The organism is Roseomonas sp. BN140053 (genome assembly GCF_047690175.1).
Lineage (GTDB): Bacteria > Pseudomonadota > Alphaproteobacteria > Acetobacterales > Acetobacteraceae > Roseomonas.
The window spans coordinates 389,511-406,789 of record NZ_JBLLEB010000002.1; the positions used below are offsets into that span (position 1 = coordinate 389,511).

At 70.9% G+C, this 17,279-nt stretch carries 11 protein-coding genes; 4 read left to right on the forward strand and 7 right to left on the reverse strand.

Going from position 1 to position 17,279, the window contains the following annotated elements:
* Positions 1 to 85 precede the first annotated feature (85 nt).
* The gene (locus ACLIBK_RS03925; protein WP_415385915.1) at positions 86 to 1,903 is read left to right on the forward strand and encodes a PHA/PHB synthase family protein; all 1,818 of its coding nucleotides are present in this window, start codon (positions 86 to 88) and stop codon (positions 1,901 to 1,903) included.
* Between the two features lie 28 nt (positions 1,904 to 1,931).
* Here the strand turns inward: ACLIBK_RS03925 and ACLIBK_RS03930 are convergent, their stop codons facing one another.
* Positions 1,932 to 5,225 (reverse strand): Calx-beta domain-containing protein, encoded by a 3,294-nt coding sequence (locus ACLIBK_RS03930; protein ID WP_415385916.1) that lies wholly within the window; start codon positions 5,223 to 5,225, stop codon positions 1,932 to 1,934.
* A gap of 214 nt (positions 5,226 to 5,439) precedes the next feature.
* On the opposite strand from ACLIBK_RS03930, the gene ACLIBK_RS03935 reads away from it, so the two are divergent.
* Together ACLIBK_RS03935 and serA are read left to right on the forward strand one after the other, a co-directional pair.
* Positions 5,440 to 6,102, forward strand: a complete 663-nt coding sequence (locus tag ACLIBK_RS03935) for an SCO family protein (protein WP_415385917.1) — start codon at positions 5,440 to 5,442, stop codon at positions 6,100 to 6,102.
* Positions 6,103 to 6,110: 8 nt separating this feature from the next.
* Entirely contained in the window at positions 6,111 to 7,394 is a 1,284-nt protein-coding gene (gene serA, locus ACLIBK_RS03940; RefSeq protein WP_415385918.1) for a phosphoglycerate dehydrogenase, read from the forward strand.
* A 203-nt stretch (positions 7,395 to 7,597) separates the two neighbouring features.
* On the opposite strand, the gene ACLIBK_RS03945 is transcribed toward serA, so the two are convergent.
* The 6 genes from ACLIBK_RS03945 to hflK form a co-directional block, all read right to left on the reverse strand.
* Positions 7,598 to 8,590: a tripartite tricarboxylate transporter substrate binding protein gene (locus ACLIBK_RS03945; protein ID WP_415385919.1), complete on the reverse strand. Its 993-nt coding sequence runs from the start codon at positions 8,588 to 8,590 to the stop codon at positions 7,598 to 7,600.
* A gap of 8 nt (positions 8,591 to 8,598) precedes the next feature.
* Positions 8,599 to 10,083: a UbiD family decarboxylase gene (locus tag ACLIBK_RS03950; RefSeq protein WP_415385920.1), complete on the reverse strand. Its 1,485-nt coding sequence runs from the start codon at positions 10,081 to 10,083 to the stop codon at positions 8,599 to 8,601.
* 230 nt (positions 10,084 to 10,313) lie between these two features.
* On the reverse strand, positions 10,314 to 11,414 hold the full coding sequence (locus ACLIBK_RS03955) for a DUF4157 domain-containing protein (RefSeq protein WP_415385921.1): 1,101 nt from the start codon (positions 11,412 to 11,414) through the stop codon (positions 10,314 to 10,316).
* 343 nt (positions 11,415 to 11,757) lie between these two features.
* Positions 11,758 to 13,302, reverse strand: a complete 1,545-nt coding sequence (locus ACLIBK_RS03960; RefSeq protein ID WP_415385922.1) for a Do family serine endopeptidase — start codon at positions 13,300 to 13,302, stop codon at positions 11,758 to 11,760.
* Positions 13,303 to 13,483: 181 nt separating this feature from the next.
* Entirely contained in the window at positions 13,484 to 14,512 is a 1,029-nt protein-coding gene (gene hflC, locus ACLIBK_RS03965) for a protease modulator HflC (protein ID WP_415385923.1), read from the reverse strand.
* Positions 14,509 to 15,729, reverse strand: coding sequence for an FtsH protease activity modulator HflK (gene hflK / locus ACLIBK_RS03970; protein ID WP_415385924.1), 1,221 nt, complete (start codon positions 15,727 to 15,729; stop codon positions 14,509 to 14,511). The genes hflC and hflK overlap by 4 nt, the downstream gene beginning before the upstream one ends.
* A gap of 255 nt (positions 15,730 to 15,984) precedes the next feature.
* On the opposite strand from hflK, the gene ACLIBK_RS03975 reads away from it, so the two are divergent.
* Positions 15,985 to 17,088 carry an Mrp/NBP35 family ATP-binding protein gene (locus tag ACLIBK_RS03975; protein WP_415385925.1) on the forward strand — a complete coding sequence of 368 codons (1,104 nt, stop codon included), beginning with the start codon at positions 15,985 to 15,987 and terminating at the stop codon, positions 17,086 to 17,088.
* Positions 17,089 to 17,279: the final 191 nt, after the last annotated feature.

Genomic DNA, 17,279 nt, shown 5'->3' on the forward strand with positions numbered 1-17,279 from the left:
GAGAGCGGTTTGCCGCAGAACGCGGGGGGCGTGAAGCGTCCGGAAGGCCCCCGGGCAGGGGAAGCGCGAAGAAGGCAACGAGAACATGACCCAGGATCCCACCCCGCAGGACCCGGCCTTTCGCCTGCCGGATGCCGCCCTGGTCAGCCGCACCATGGCCGACGTGGCCGAGCGCGGGCAGCGCATCGTGGCCGACTTCCTCAAGCGTCAGGCCCCGGTCGGGCAGCCCGGCAACGGCTCGGCCGACCCCTTCAACCTCGGCGGCGCCTTCATGGAGATGGCCACCCGCCTGATGACCAACCCCAGCCGGCTGGTACAGGCGCAGATCGGCTTCTGGCAGGATTACCTGACGCTCTGGCAGAACACCGCCCGCCGCATGATGGGCGGCGAGGTCGCGCCGGTGATCGCCGAGGACATCAAGGACAAGCGCTTCAAGGACGAGGCCTGGCGCGAGAACGAGGTCTTCGACTTCATCAAGCAGTCCTACCTGCTCTCCGCCCGCTACCTGCAAACGGTGGTGCGCGGCGCCGAGGAGGAGCTGGACAACAAGACCGCCCAGAAGGTCGACTTCTACACCCGCCAGTTCGTGGACGCGCTGAGCCCGACCAACTTCCTGCTCACCAACCCCGAGGTGCTGCGCCGCACGGCCGAAACCGGCGGCGAGAACCTGCTCAAGGGGCTGAGCAATCTGCTGGGCGACCTGGAGCGCGGCAAGGGCAACCTGCGCATCTCCATGACCGACCGCTCCAAGTTCGCGATCGGCGAGAACATCGCGGTCACCCCCGGCAAGGTGGTGTTCCAGAACGACCTGATGCAGCTGATCCAGTACACCCCTACCACGGACAAGGTGCTGAAGCGGCCGCTGCTGCTGCTGCCGCCCTGGATCAACAAGTTCTACATCCTCGACCTCCGGCCCAAGAACTCCTTTATCCGTTGGGCGGTGGCGCAGGGGCACACGGTGTTCGTCTGCTCCTGGGTGAACCCGGACGAGCACCTCGCAGCCAAGTCCTTCGAGGACTACATGAAGGAAGGCCCCTACGCCGCGCTGGACGCCATCCAGAAGGCGACGGGGGAGAAGCAGGTCAACGCCATCGGCTATTGCCTCGGCGGCACGCTGCTGGCCGCGACGCTGGCGCACATGGCCAAGCGCAAGGACACCCGCATCCGCAGCGCCACCTTCTTCACCACCATGGTGGATTTCGAGGAAGCGGGCGAGCTGAGCGTCTTCATCGACGAGGCGCAGCTGCAGGCGCTGGAAGAGAAGATGGAGAAGCGCGGCTTCCTGGAAGGCCGCGAGATGTCCAATACCTTCAACATGCTGCGCGCCAACGACCTGATCTGGTCCTTCGTGGTGCAGAACTACCTGCTGGGGCAGGAGCCCTTCCCCTTCGACCTGCTCTACTGGAACGACGACAGCACGCGCATGCCGGCGGCGATGCATTCCTTCTACCTGCGCCGCATGTACCAGGGGAACGACCTGGTGAAGCCCGGCGGCATCACCCTGGACGGGGTGGCGCTGGACCTGCGCGACGTGAAGGTGCCCACCTACATCCTTTCCACCCGCGAGGATCACATCGCCCCCTGGCGCAGCACCTACCGCGCCACGCAGATCTATGGCGGCCCGATCCGCTTCGTGCTGGCCGCCTCCGGCCATATCGCCGGCGTGGCCAACCCGCCCGAGAGCGGCAAGTACAGCCACTGGGTTAACGACACCCTGCCCCCCTCCCCCGAGGGCTGGCTGGAAGGCGCCACGGAGCTGGCGGGCTCCTGGTGGCCGGACTGGCACCGCTGGGTGTCGGCGCTGGACCGCACGGAGGTGCCCGCCCGCATCCCCGGCAGCGGCGCCCTGCCGGCGCTGGAGGACGCGCCGGGCAGCTACGTCAAGGTCATGGCGGGCGACTGAACCGCCCATCCTGCCCGGCGGCCGGCGCTCAGGCGAAGGCGATGCCGAAATGCGTCGGGTTGTCGTTGATGATGTCGCTCGCGGTCAGCGCCACGTGCTCGGGACTGTCGGAAAAGCTCATCACCACCTCGGCCCGGCTGAGCGTCCCGGCATCGAGCCGGCTCGCGTAGTACTGCACCTCGCCGGGCGTCGCGTCGCGGTGCAGCGCGTTCTGGTAGAGCAGCTCCACGAACTGCGTGCTGGACGGGTTGGCGCCGTAGCGCGCCTGGAATTCGGGGCTGCCGATGAAGTTCTGGACGATGTCGAGCGGCGCGATGCGCCCGGCATCCAATTGCTCGCGGTAGAACATCAGGCCGCCCAGGTCGGGCTTGCGGCCGAGCATGGTGTCGTAGAGCCGGGCCACGACCGCGGCATGCTCGTTCAGGTCCCAGATGCCGGCCTGCACGGTGGCGGCGGTCAGGTCCTTGTTTTCCGGGCTCTCGCTGAAGTTCACCAGCGTCTGCTCGCGGCTCTGCCCGGCGGCGAACTGCGCGCGGTAGTAGTTCAGCTCGGATTCCGCGGCGCCGCGGTGCAGCACGTTCTGGTACAGCCGCACCACATAGGCATCGTTGCTCAGCCCGGGCCCGAAGCGGGCCTGGAATTCGGGGCTGTTGTTGAAGCCGCCGGCCACGTCGGCCAGCCCGGCCCCGTGCTGCAGCTTGTCGATGTAGAAGTTCAGCCCCGCCTGGTCCGGGCTGCGCGCCAGCGCCGCGTTGTACAGCCGCACCGCCTGCGCCGCGGGGTCCCCGGGGTCGAAAACCAGCCGGCCATCGGCGAAGATCAGCACCTCCACCCCGTTCACGGCGTAGCTGTGGCCGGGCCCGGAAACGTGCGATGGCAGGCCGCCGCTGGTGGTGACCGCCGATCCCCGCAGGCCGATCGCCAGCGGCACGGCATCGATGCCGCTGCTGCCCCAGATCACCTCGTCGGGCGGTGGCCGGGCGTCGTCGTTGGTGATGGTGCCAGTGGCCGCGGCGCGGGCCAGGGTCGCGCCATCCGGCGGGTCGAGCACCAGCTGCAGCGTTTCGTCCGGCTCGAACACCGTGTCGCCACGGATGTTCACCGCCACCGAGGCGCTGGTCTGGCCGGGGGCAAAGGTCAGGATGCCGCCCGCCGCCTCGAAATCCGTGCCCAGCGTGGCCGTGCCGCCCAGCGCGTTCCAGCGCACCGTCACCGGCGCGGCGGAGGCCTGCGACAGGCTGAGGTTGAACACCATCGCCGTGGTGCCGGCATCGCCCTCGCGCATGATGGCGTCCGCCACCGACACCGCCGGCATGGTGTCGTCGTTGCGGATGGTGCCGATCGCCTCCGCCCGCGCCAGCGTCGCGGCGCTGGGTGAGGACAGCACCAGCCGGAACGCCTCGTCAGGCTCGAACACCGTGTCGCCGCGCACCGTCACGGCCACGGTGGCGCTGGTCTGGCCGGGGGCAAAGGTCAGGATACCGCCCGCCGCCTCGAAATCGGTGCCGGGCGTCGCCGTGCCGCCCACCGCGTCCCAGCGCACCGTCACCGGCGCGCTGGAGGCCTGCGACAGGGTGACGTTGAACGCCATCTGGCTCGTGCCGGCGTTGCCCTCGGCCATGGCGGCGTCGCCGACCGACACGGCAGGGATCACGTCGTCGTTGCGGATGGTGCCGGCGGCCTCCGCCCGGCCCAGCGTGGCGCCGGAGGGCGCGGAAAGCACCAGCCGGAAGGTCTCGTCCGGCTCGAACACCGTGTCGCCACGCACCGTCACGGCCACGGTGGCGCTGGTTTGGCCGGGGGCAAAGGTCAGCGTGCCCCCGGCCGCCTCGAAATCGATGCCGGGCGTCGCCGTGCCGCCCAGTGCGTCCCAGCGCACCACCACGGGCGCCGCGCTGGCCTGCGACAGGCTGACCGTGAACCCCAGGCTGGTGGTACCGCTGTGCCCTTCCAGCACGGAAGCATCCGCCACCGACACGGCCGGCACCACTGGCGCCGCGACGTCGTCGTTGCGGATGGTGCCCACCGCCTCGGCCCGCGCCAGGGTGGCGCCAGCGGGTGCGGACAGCACCAGCCGGAAGGTTTCGTCGGGCTCCACCGCCGTGTCGCCGCGCACGTTGACGGAGACGGTGACGCTGGTCTGGCCGGGCGCGAAGGTCAGCGTGCCCCCGGCCGCCTCGAAATCCGTGCCGGGCGTCGCCGTGCCGCCGATCGCGTCCCAGCGCAGGGTCACCGGCACCGTGGTCGCCTGCGATAGGCTGACCGTGAAGCCCAGGCTGGTCGTGCCGCCATGTCCTTCCAGCACGGAGGCATCCGCCACCGAGGCGGCCGGCACCACCGGCGCCGCGATGTCGTCATTGCGGATGGTGCCCACCGCCTCGGCCCGCGCCAGCGTGACCCCCGAGGGTGCGGACAGCACCAGCCGGAAGGTTTCGTCGGGCTCCACGGCCGTGTCGCCGCGCACCGGCACCGACATGGTGGCGCTGGTCTGGCCGGGGGCAAAGGTCAGCGTGCCCCCCGCGGCGTCGAAATCCGTGCCGGGCGTCGCTGTGCCGCCCACCGCGTCCCAGCGCACGGTGACCGGCGTGGTCATCGCCCGCGACAGGGTGACCGTGAACACCAGCGGCGCCGTGCCGGCATTCCCCTCCGCCATCGCGGCATCGGCCACGAACAGCACGGGCGGCACCGGCGTGTCGTCCAGCGTCGTGACGTTCAGCACCCGGACGTCGACCTGCATCGCCACGTCCTGGTGGCCGTCCGACACGGTCACGATCACCGGCCGGGTGGTGCCGCCCTGCCGCAGCAGGTCCACCCCCGGGAGCAGCTTCAGGGTCCTGCCGTTCACGATCTCGAAAAAGGCGCTGTCGGGCCAGGCGACGCTGTATTGCAGCGGCAGCCGGGTGTCGGGATCGATCGCGGCCAGCTCGCCGATCTCGGCGCCCACGTCGCTTTCCAGCACCACCCCGCCGCTGCTGAAGCGAAGCCCCGCCGGCGGCGTGTCGTCCACGCCGAGGAGCTGCACGTTCCAGGCGCCACCTGCCGCCTGCCAGCCTGAGCCGACGCGGACCTGCAGCCCGAAGCTCAGCACGGGGTCGGCGCCGGCTGCCCAGGCTTCCCGATCGAGCATCTGGGCGGGCGTGATCGTCACCACCTGCGTGGCCAGGTCGAGCACGGCCGTGAAGCGCGCCGCATCCGCCCCGGTCAGGGCGACCTCCGTGGCCCCCAGCCCGCCCTGCAACTGCAATCGGGCTGTCCAGTCCTCGGGCCCGGTGCTCTCCAGGATGGTGCCCGGGACCTGCCCGGACACGAGCAGGGTTGCCATACGCTCCGTTCGGCCGCTGTTGCCTGGGAGCCGCAGGTTGCCGGGCAAGCTTGAACGGAGGCTGAACGCGGGCGTGCCGCCCCGGGCCGGCGCCCTTCACGAGGCCGTGCACCGGGCCGGCGGTCGGAAACGATCCGTTGCAGCGCCGCCGCGCAAGGCCGCCCCGCGTTCCCGGCGTTCGCAGCGGCGGCGGCCGGCGCTATAGGCTGCCGGAATGACCCGCTTGCTGCGCTTCGTTGCCCTGGCCCTGATCGTGCTGCTCGCTGCCGGCTGGGGTGCCGCCTGGGTGAGCCGCGCCCCCGGCGAAACCTGGCCCAACGCCTTTGCCCGCCTGCTCACCGGCGGGACGGCGCCGGTGCCGCCCACCGCCGGCGGCCTCAGCCTGTCCGCGGGCACCAGCCTGGGCGGCCCCTTCACCCTGGTGGACCAGACCGGCAAGACCGTCACCGACGCCGACTACCGCGGCAAGGTCGTGGTGATCTTCTTCGGCTACAGCTTCTGCCCGGATGTCTGCCCCACCGAGCTGTCGGTCGTGGCCTCGGCCATGGACCTGCTGGGCGCGGATGCCGACCGCGTGCAGCCACTCTTCGTATCGGTGGACCCCGAGCGCGACACCCCGGCCAAGCTGGCCGACTACGTGGCCCTGTTCCACCCGCGCATCGCCGGCCTGACCGGCACGCCCGAGCAGGTCGCCGCCGCCGCCCGCGCCTTCCGGGTCTACTACGCCAAGACCACGCCGCCCGGCGCCGGCGAGTACCTGATGGACCACTCCGCCTTCACCTATCTCCTCGGTCCCGACGGCAAGCTGCGGACGCTGTTCCGCCCGGGCGTCACGCCCGAGCAGCTGGCCGAGGCCGTGCGAAGCAACCTGGGATAACCGCCACCATGGACCTGCCCACCCCAGACCTGCCGACGCAGCGGCCGGGCCGCGACGCGATCTCCCTGCCCAAGGACCGCATTCGCGTCCTGCTGCTGGAAGGCGTGTCCGATAGCGCCGTGGCCGCCTTCGCCGCCGCCGGCTACGAGAATGTCCGCCGCGAGGCCAAGGCGCTGGACGAGGCCTCCCTGCGCGAGGCGATCCGTGGCGTGCACCTGCTGGGCATTCGCTCCCGCACCCGCGTCACGGCGTCCGTGCTGGAAGCGGCGGACCGGCTGATCGCGGTGGGCTGCTTCTGCATCGGCACCGACCAGGTGGATCTCGACGCGGCGCGGCATCGCGGCATCCCCGTGTTCAACGCGCCCTTCTCCAACACCCGTTCCGTGGCGGAGCTGGTGATGGGCGAGATCGTGATGCTGCTGCGCGGCATCCCCGGCCGCTCCAACGCCGCGCATGTCGGCGTTTGGGACAAGTCCGCCACCAATTCGCGCGAGGTGCGCGGCAAGACGCTGGGCATCGTCGGCTACGGCAACATCGGCGCCCAGGTGTCCGTGCTGGCGGAAGCCTTCGGCATGCGCGTCATCTACACCGACGTGATCCCCAAGCTGCCGCACGGCAATGCCCGCGCCGCCGGCTCGCTGGCGCAGCTGCTGGCCGAGAGCGACGTGGTGACGCTGCACGTGCCCGACCTGCCCGCCACGGTCGGCATGATCGGCGAAACCGAGCTGGCCAACATGAAGCCCGGCGCCATCCTGCTCAACAACAGCCGCGGCCGGGTGGTGGACCTGGACGCGCTGCGCGCCGCGCTGGAATCCGGCTCGCTGCTGGGCGCCGCGGTGGACGTCTTCCCCGAGGAGCCCGAGCGCGCCGGCGACAGCTTCGTGACACCGCTGCAGGGGTTGAAGAACGTGATCCTGACGCCGCATATCGGCGGCAGCACCATGGAAGCCCAGGAACGCATCGGCGAGGAAACCGCCTACAAGCTGATCGGCTATTCCGACACCGGCGCCACGCTGGGCGCGGTGAACTTCCCCGAAGCCACCCTGCCCGCCCGCACCCGCGGTACGCGCTTCATGCACGTCCACCGCAACACCGCCGGCACGCTGGCGGCGATCAACGACATCTTCCGCGCGCACCAGCTCAACATCGCCAGCCAGGTGCTGCAGACCGACCCGGAGGTCGGCTACGTCGTGGTGGATGCGGAGGACGTGGCCGACCCGCAGGCCGTGCTGGCCGACCTGCGCGCCCTGCCCGGCACCATCCGCGCGCGGCTGCTCTACGAGCGCTTCTGACGGGGATGGAGCAAGGCCGGGGGAGTGAACTCCCCCGGACCCCCTCCTTTTTTCGGGAGTTTTGGGCAGCGCCATCGGCCATCGGAGCACCCCCAAACTCCCGAAAATAGAAGGGGGTCCGGGGGGATACTTCCCCCCGGCCTGCTTTCACAGACCTGCAAACAGCTCGCCGGATCACCCGGCCCGGCGGTCGTCGCGCCGCTTCAGCCCGCAGTGATGCCGGTGCGCCGGATGACCTCCGCCCAGCGCGCCGTTTCGCGGGCGATGACCTCGCCGAAGGCCGCGGCCGGTCCGCCCAGCGCCTCCATCCCCTGCGGTCGCAGCGCGTCCAGCGTTTCCGGCCGCCGCAGCCAGCCGTTCATCTCCGCGTTCAGCCGCTCCACCACCGGGCCGGGCGTGCCGGCCGGGGCGAGCACGCCGTACCAGGTGTCGATCTCGGCGGCGGCCCAGCCCGCTTCCGCCAGGGTCGGTACGTCGGGCGCGAAAGCCGACCGCTGGGGACTGCCCACCGCCAGCATCCGCAGCTGTCCATCGCGCGCCAGCGGCAGCGCGGTGGGAACCGGCAGGTACATCGCAGCCAACCGCTTGCCGATCAGGTCCTGCACCGCGGGCGCCGCGCCGCGATAAGGCACGTGGTTCATCTCGGCGCCGACGGCCAGGGCGAAGAGCGCCATGCCCAGGTGCTGCGTGGTGCCGATCCCCGGCGAGCCGTAATCGATCCCGCCCGGCACGCCCCGGGCATAGGCGATGAAGCCCGCCACGTCGCGCGCCGGCACGTCCGGGTGCACCGCTAGCACGTAGTCCGCCTTGGCCAGCTGGATCACCGGCGCGAAGGAGTGCACGGGGTCGTAGCCGACCTGCTTGAACAGGCTCGGGTTGATGGTGAAGGTCTTGCCCTGGATCATCAGGGTGCGCCCGTCCGGCGCCGCCCGCGACACCTGCTGCGCGCCGATGTTGCCCGAAGCGCCGGCACGGTTGTCTACCACCACGGGCTGGCCGAGCCGCTGGCTCAGGAAGGGCGACATCAGCCGCGCCAGGATGTCGTGCCCGGTTCCGGGCGTATAGGGCACCACCAGCGTGACAACACCGTCGATCGCGGCGCCGCCGGCCGGCTGCGCCCGCGCCACCCCGGGCACCGCGGCCAGCGCCGCGGCCGCGCCCAGCACCCGCCGCCGTGGCAGCATCGCCTCCCGCATGGCCCGGCTCACCGCTCGAACAGGTGCGGCCATTTGGACATCACGTGGTTCCGCAACTCCGGGCTGGCCTCCGCCACGGTGGGGAAGTCGTCCTTCCAGGCCCAGGGGCGGCAGGCATTCACCACGGCGCGGTTGTTCTCGTAGGGCGGCTTGCGCAGCATCGGGTCGAGCGGCGTGCTCCAATGGCCGCGGATGTAGTCGATGTCGTTGGGCGGGTCGCAGCGCGTGCTCATCGCCCAGATCACGTCGTGGATGTTGGACGGGTCGATGTCGTCGTCCACCACCACCACCCAGCGCCCCGCATAGGCGCCGGACTGGCAGTTGGCGGCCAGCATCGCCGCCTGCTTGGCGTGGCCGGGATACATCTGCTTGATGGAGATCACGTTGAACAAGCGGCCTGCGCCGGCCTCGTGGTTCCACACGCCCTGCACGCCGGCGAGCCCGGCCTTCTCCACCTCGTCCCAGATCATCGCGGACTTCACCGCGCCGCGCGCCACGGTGAAGTTGGAGGGCGGGCGCGACGGGATGGCCAGGGTGATGATTGGGTCGTCGCGATGGTAGATGCGCCGGACCTTGATCACCGGCTGCATGCTCGCCTCGCTGGCGTAGTAGCCCATGAACTCGCCGAAGGGTCCTTCCAGGCGCTTCTCGTCCGGCAGGATCTCGCCCTCGATCACCAGCTCGGAGCGCGCGGGCATGGGCAGCTTGTGCAGTTCGCTCAGCACCACGTCGATCGGCTCGCCGCGCTGGGCGCCCATGTAGTCGTACTCGCTGATCCCGTGCCCCAGCTCGGCATTGGAGGACAGGAACAGCAGCGGGTCCTGGCCGCAGGAGATCAGCACCGGGCAGGGCTCGCCCTTGCTGAAGTACTTCTCGCGGATCATCCGCCCGTGCTTGCCGGGGGAGATCCAGATGCCCAGCTCGTCCTTGCCGTGCACCATGATGCGGTAGGTGCCGACATTGACCCAGCCCGTGTCGGGGTCGCGCATCACCACCAGATCCTCGGTGCCGATGTAGCGGCCGCCATCCAGCTCGTGCACGTGCGGCGCCGGGAAGCGGGACAGGTCCACTTCGTCGTCGCGCAGCACGTTTTCCAGGATGGGGCCGCTCTCCACCACCCGCGGCGGGATCAGGCGGAACTCCTTCTTCATGCGCGCCTTGTAGGAGCGCACGATGTCGATCTTGCTGCGCGGCGGCGCCACGCCCAGCACGGAAGCCAGCCGGCGGAAGGAGTTCGACGCGCCCGACAGGATGCGGAAGCCCGCGGGATAACCGGCGATCTTGTCGAACAGCAGCGCCGGTTCCTCGCCGGGGTAGCGGCTGGTCACCACCTCCGCCAGGGCGCTCAGCTCCAGCTGCGGATCGGCGCCTTCGATCACCTGCAGCTCGCCCATCGCCTGGAAGCGCGTGATCAGGTCGCGCAGGTCCCGGTGGGTGGGGCCGGGATTCTCGTTGTTGCCGGTTTCGGGCCCCTGCGGGGTCAGACTGTCCATGGGACCTGCGCTCCACCCTACCTCGGCAGCGTGGCACCGTAACGGCCCGCTGCCGGTCTGATCTGCCGGCAGGCCGGTGTGCCGTGCCGGAGCAGCAAGGTTAGCAGTTCAGGATGAGCGAACGCAATTCACCGCCGACCGCGCAGCCCGGGTCGGGCCGCCACACCGCGGCGTTCGCCGGCCATCGGCCGTCCCGGCGCGTCGGGCCGGGCCGGGCCGGGCTCAGCGCTTCAGGGCTGCCACTCGCGCGCCAGCCTGCGAGCGCGGGACAGCATATCCGCGATCGGTCTGTTCTTGAAATGCCCCGGATAGGTCCAGGCCACCTGGAAGATCGGACGGGCATCCGCCGCGAGCGGATCATAATCGACCAAGGGCGGACCGAAGCCGGAGGCCACTTCACGAATCTTGATCGCCTGGGCCTGTTGCGAGGCAAGCTTCACCAGCGGCTGCAAGCGCTTGACCAGGGTATCGGCAGCCAGGCGTGCCGAGGCCTTGGAATACTTCGTCGCCGCGATGCCGTGCAAAGTGGTGACGTAGTTCGCGTAGGCGCTCCAGGTCTTCTCGCTCACCATGTCGGGCTCGTGCTTGTCCAGCGCGTGTCCCACCGGGCTGGAGTACATCCGCCCGTTCTTGCGATGGGCGTAGGTGTCGCCGTAGGGATGACAGGCCAGCCCGAAGTCGAACAGGAAGTCCGGCGAAGCCGGCGAGAGCGCGTCCATGATCTTCAGGCGGCGGGCATATTCCTCCGGGACCGGCAGCCCGGTAAGGGCATGCAGACCCTGCTGGATCGGTTTGCAATCCTTGTAGTACTGCACGGCTCCGCCGATGGGCCCGCCCAGGAACGTCGCCGTGGTGAGGCGCACGGCAGCTGCCTCGAAGGCGTCCAGCTCGGCGGCCTCATCGGGAAGCTGGGCATAGAAGGCGATGCTCGCCGCGTCCGTGCCGGGCAGGCCGGCGGCCAGCATGGTCACGTACACCGTGTAGTAGTGTCCGACCTCGCCCCAGCACGACACTGCGGCCGGGTCGCTGGCGGTCCGCAGGACGACCATCCCCCCGGCCATCACGATCCGCGCCGCGCGGCGCGCTTCCCGTTCGGCCCCGGCCTCGTCGCGAGGCCCGGGGCGGCGCTTCTGCAGCAGGTGCGCGACCTCGTGCGCGATCACCGGACCCGCCGCAGGATCGGCGGGATCGTCGCACGCCACCACCGCGTGGCGGCCGATCGCGAAGCCACGGGCACGGATCGCGCCGCAGGCCGCGACCGCAGCAGGGCCGGTGTGCAGGACGACATTGCCGAGATCCTCGCCGAAGCCGTGTTCGAGGATCGCGCGCAAGCGGGGTGGCCAACCGGACACGCCGTTGCTCCTTCCAGGGCGTCGTAACGATACCGCACCAAATTGCGCGGTCAAAACTTTTCCCCGGTCGAGCCTGACAGCCCCTCGGCCGCCGTGCCGAACTCCAGCATCTCAGGATTCGAGCGAGATCGCCTCTCTGTCGCGGAACGGTACGAGCCGGATGGCCCGCCAGCCAGCGTCACCTCCGCCCACCCGAGTGCCCTCACCCTGCATCATGGCGGCTACAGGCCGAAGCAAGCTTCGACGGCGATGCGCGGCTCGTCGCAGAGAAGCATGCCCGAACTGGCCCGGGGGTGCGGGCTCCGCACCCCCGGATTCGTCGTCAGCCCGGGCTGCCGCCCCGGCCCTCACCCCGCAGGCGCAGCGGCACGAAGCGCCGGCCCTGGGCGTTCTCCACCAGCACCAGCGCGGTGGCGCGGTTCTGGCGGCGCAGGGCTTCCAGCCGCGCCTGCATCTCCTGCGGCGTGTTCACCCGCTCCTGCTGGACTTCCAGGATCAGGTCGCCGGGGCGCAGGTCGCGCTCGGCCGCAGCGCCGTTCGGGATCACGTCCGTCACCAGCACGCCGCGGGCATCCGGGCGGATGGAAAAGCGCTCGCGCGCCTCGGGCGTGATGGGCGACACCTTCAGCCCCAGGCCCGACAGTTCCAGCGCCTGGTTGGCCTGCGGCCGCGGCTGGCCCGGACGGGCATCGGCGGTCTGCTGCTCCGGCGGCAGCTCGCCCAGGGTGATGGTGACCGTTTCCTCCTTGCCGTCGCGCCACACCACCACGGGAACCTGCGTGCCCACCGCGGTTTCGGCCACGATGCGCGGCAGGTTGCGCATCTCGCGCACGTCCTGGTTGTTGAAGCGCAACACCACGTCGCCGTTGCGGATGCCGCCCTTGGCGGCCGGGCCGTCCTCCTGCGCGCGGGCCACCAGGGCGCCGCGGGCACCGTTGCGCAGGCCCAGGCTCTCGGCGATCTCGTCGGTGACCTGCTGGATGTTCACGCCCAGCCAGCCGCGCCGCACCTGCCCGCCATCGCGCAGCTGCGCCACGATGTTGCGCGCCAGGTTGGACGGTATGGAGAAGCCGATGCCGATCGACCCGCCGGAGGGCGAGTAGATGGCGGTGTTGATGCCCACCACCTTGCCGTCCAGGTTGAACAGCGGCCCGCCGGAATTGCCGCGGTTGATGGCGGCGTCCGTCTGGATGAAGTCGTCGTAGAGGCCCTGGCGGATGTCGCGGCCGCGGGCCGACACGATGCCCGCCGTCACGGAACCGCCCAGGCCGAAGGGGTTGCCGATCGCCAGCACCCAGTCGCCGACATTGGCCTCGTCGGAGTTGCCGAAATCCACCGCGGTCAGCGGGTGGTCGGTGCGGATGCGCAGCACGGCGATGTCCGTGCGCTGGTCGGCGCCCACCAGCTCGGCCTTGATGGTGGTGTTGTCGGTCAGCACCACGTTGATCTCGTCGGCGCCGTCGATCACGTGATTGTTGGTGACGATGATGCCCTGGGCGGCATCGATGATGAAGCCGGAGCCGAGGCTCTGCGCGCGGCGGGGCTGCTGCGGGCCGCCCTGGCCACCCGGCCCCTGACGCCCACCGGGGCCGCCGGGCGGACGGTTGCGCTCCAGGAAGTCGCGGAAGAACTCCTCGAAGGGGCTACCCGGCGGCGCCTGCGGCACTTCCGGCGCGTCCGGCCGGCCGGCGCGGGCCTGCACGGTGGTGGTGGTCTGCACGTTCACCACGGCGGGCAGCAGTTGCCGCGCCAGGGGGGCGAAGGAGGTGGGGGCGTCCCGCATCGGCGCCTGGGCAAAGACGGGCGCGGGGGAGACCGCCGCGAGGCAGGCGGCCAGGGCCGCGGTAGCGAGCAGGGGGGGACGCACGTGGGGATGCCTTCCAGTCGGTCAGGTGTTGGAAGATGTAACGCGCGAAACCCGGAGAGGAAGCACCGGGGCGGAATCGAAGGGTGACGAAACGAGACGCGGCCTCCCGGGGGAGGCCGCGTCCCAGGCAAACACCGGGGAAACCCGTGTCCGGGACGCCCGGTGCGGCGCCCGGATGGAACTACGGCACGGGGTCGGGGACAACTGGGCCGGCCGGTGCCGGGACCGGCGCCGGGGCGGCAGCCGCCGGTGCGACGGCCGGCGGCGGGGCCACCGGCGCCGGCGCAGCCCCGGCACCCGGCGTGCCGGGCAGCGACACCGCCGAACCCAGGGCGCCGTTGGGGCCGGGGATGCCGCGGAAGAAGCGGAAGAAGTCGTTGTCCGGGCTCAGCAGCAGCCGGGTCTCGCTCGACCCTTCGGCAAAGGCCTCGCGATAGGCCTGCATGGTCCGCCAGAACTGGAAGAACTGCGGGTCGCGCTGGAAAGCATCGGCGAAGATGCGGATGGATTCCTGCTCGCCCTGGCCGCGCAGGATGTCCGACTGCGCCTGCGCCTCGGCCAGCAGCACGGTGCGCTCGCGGTCGGCGCCGGCGCGGACGCGGGTACCGATCTCAGCGCCCTCGGCGCGGGCTTCGCGGGCCACGCGCTCGCGCTCGGACTGCATGCGCGACAGGATGGCCTGGGTGTTCTCTTCCGGCAGGTCGGCACGGCGGAGGCGGACATCCGCCACCTCGATGCCGAACTGCTGCGCCTCGGCATTCACCTGGCGACGGATCTCGCTGGTGATGCGCAGCCGGTCGGCCGACAGCACGGCCAGCAGCGGCTCGTTGCCCAGCACGCGGCGCAGCGAGGAGGACACGATGGAGGAGAGACGGCCGCGGATCCCCACCTCGGCCGCGCCCACGGTGCGGTAGAAGCGCAGCGGGTCGGCGATGGAGAAGCGGGTGAAGCTGTCCACGATCAGGCGGCGCTGGTCGCCCAGGATCACCTCCTCGCCCGGCGCCTCGAAATCCAGCAGGCGGCTGTCGAAGGCGATGACGTTCTGGATCAGCGGCACCTTGGCGTGCAGGCCGGGCTCACGGATCACCCGGATCGGCTCGCCGAACTGGGTGATGAGGACCTGCTGGGTCTGCTGCACCGTGAACAGGGTGGAGGTGACCAGGATCAGGATGACCAGCAGGGCCGCCCCGACGGCGATCAGGCGGTTCATCGGGCGGTTCCCCCCAGGGTCTGGGGCCGGGCGGCATTGTTCGGCGCGGGCGGTGCGGGCGGCGCGGCAGGCCGGGCAGCCGGCGCGACCGGCGAACGGCCGCCGTCCAGGTTGAGCAGCGGCACCAGACCCTGCAGGCGGTCATCCACCAGGATCTTGGGGTTGTGCCGCAGGATCTCCTCCATGGTTTCCAGGTACATGCGGCGCAGCGTCACGTCCTGCGCGACCTGGTAGGCGCCGAGCACGCTGGTGAAGCGCTGCGCCTCACCGCGGGCGCGGGCGATCTGGCTCTCGCGCTGGCCCTGGGCTTCCTGGACCATGCGCTCGGCCTCGCCGCGGGCGCGGGGGATGATGTCGTTGCGGTAGCTCTCGGCCTCGTTGCGGGCGCGCTCGCGGTCCGCCTGGGCGCGCTGCACGTCGCGGAAGGCGTCCACCACCGACGGCGGCGGGTCCACCTTCTGCAGCTGCACCTGGGTGATCTCCACCCCCGCCCGGTACTGGTCCATGATCGCCTGGGTGCCCTGGCGCACGGCCTGCTCGATCTGCGCGCGCGCCTCGGTCAGGGCAGGCTGGATGGGGGTGCGGCCGATCACCTCGCGCATCATGCTCTCGGCCGCGGACTTCACCGTGGGCTCGGGGTTGCGCGTGTTGAACAGGAACTCGCCGGCATCGCGGATGCGCCAGAACACGGCGACGTCGGTGTCGATGATGTTCTCGTCGCCGGTCAGCATCATCGATTCTTCCAGCACGTCGCGCGAGGGCGTCGGGCGGGTGGTCACGCTGCTGCCGTCGGCGGCGGAGCGGAAGCCGATGTCGATGCGGTTGATGCGGGTCACCCGGGGCGTGGTCACGCTCTCGACCGGCCAGGGGATGTGGTAGTTCAGGCCGGGCTGCGTGGTGTCCACGAAGCGCCCGAAGCGCAGCACCACGCCCTGCTCATCCGGCTGCACCCGGTAGATGCCCGAGGCCGCCCAAACGGCCAGCACGGCCACGCCCAGCAGCGCCAGGCCCTTGCCGCCGCTGCCGCCGCGCCGCGGCATGTAGCGGCGCACCGTGTCCTGGGCGCGCCGGATCGCCTCGTCGAGGTCCGGGCCGCGGCCGAAGGGGTTGTTCCCGCCACCATTCTGGGGCGGCTGTCCCCAAGGTCCGCCACCACCGCCGCTGGGCGGGCGCGGGTTGCCCCAAGGGCTCTGTCCGCCGTTGCTGTTCCACGGCATAGGCCGTTGCGTCTCCCGATAAGTGTCCGTCGGTCGCCGGCTCGCAACGCCACCTGCCGGGACCGTCGCCCCCCCAGGGAACCCGCGGGTTCAGGAGGGTGGAAGTCCCAAGGGGGAGGTCCCCCTTGCCGGCTTGCGTGCCGGGGCTGCATGCGCTCGAAGGCGGCCCATATCGCGACGCGGGGTGCCCGCGCCCTAGTGCGGGCGGTCCGCATGTCGGGGCATCGCACGAAGTTTTCAACGGGGGTTTGTTCGATGGAAAGCGGGCTGACGGCGGCGGTGCGAACCGCGCTCGCGGGCGTGCGGGACCCCCAGACGGGGCTCGACGTGGTGGCGTCGGGCTGGTTGCAGGGACTGGTGGTGCGCGACGGGCTGGTGCAGTTCGCCCTGGAAGTCCCCCGCGAACGGGCCCGCGCCCTGGAACCCGTGCGCGCCGCGGCCGAGGCGGCCGCTGCCGCCGTGCCCGGCGTGCTCTCCGCCACCTGCGTCCTGACCGCGCACCGCGCCGCCCCGGCGCCCGAGGCACCCCGCGCCGTGCGCCCTGCCCCCGGCCAGGGCAAGATGCTGCTGCCCGAGGTCGGGGCCATCGTCGCCGTCGCCTCCGGCAAGGGAGGCGTGGGCAAATCCACCACGGCGGTGAACCTGGCCGTGGCGCTGGCGGGCCAGGGGCTGAAGGTCGGGCTGCTGGATGCCGATATTTACGGCCCGAGCCTGCCGCAGATGCTGGGCACGCGGGAAAAGCCGCGCGCGGTCGGGCAGCGCATCCAGCCGCTGGTGCGCTGGGGCCTGAAGGCCATGAGCATCGGCTTCCTGGTGGAACAGGACACCGCCATGATCTGGCGCGGCCCGATGGTGATGGGCGCGCTGGAACAGATGATGGGCCAGGTGGATTGGGGCCCGCTCGACATCATGATCGTGGACATGCCGCCGGGCACCGGGGACGCGCAGCTCACCATGTCGCAGCGCGTGCCGCTGCGGGGCGCGGTGATCGTGTCCACGCCGCAGGACGTGGCGCTGATCGACGCGCGCCGCGGCGTGCGGATGTTCGAGAAGGTCAACGTTCCCGTGCTCGGACTGATCGAGAACATGTCCTACTTCTGTTGCCCGAACTGCAACCATCGATCGGACATCTTCGGCCACGGCGGCGCTCGCACCGAGGCCGGGCGGCTGGAGGTGGAATTCCTGGGCGAGCTGCCGCTGAAGCTGGAAATCCGCGAGCTGGCCGATGCCGGCACGCCGATCGTGCTGGCCCGCCCCGAAACCGAGGAAGCCACGACCTACCGGCGCATCGCCGCCCGGATCTGGGAAAAGGCGTCGGCCCCGCCGGTGGGAGCGGGGCCGAGCATCCTGCAGGACTGAGAAGCCTCCGGGCGCGCCCGAGAAGGGCGCGCCGGGGCGATCACATCATGTGATCACCGTGCTCTCCCCCCACCATGGGAGGCACATAGGGCTGTCCATCGATGGTGGCGACATCGCCGTCGTAGAAGGTGCCCCCTGGCAGGACGCCGACATCGTCGAGACGGTGGGGGAACTCGCCGGGGGTGTCGAAG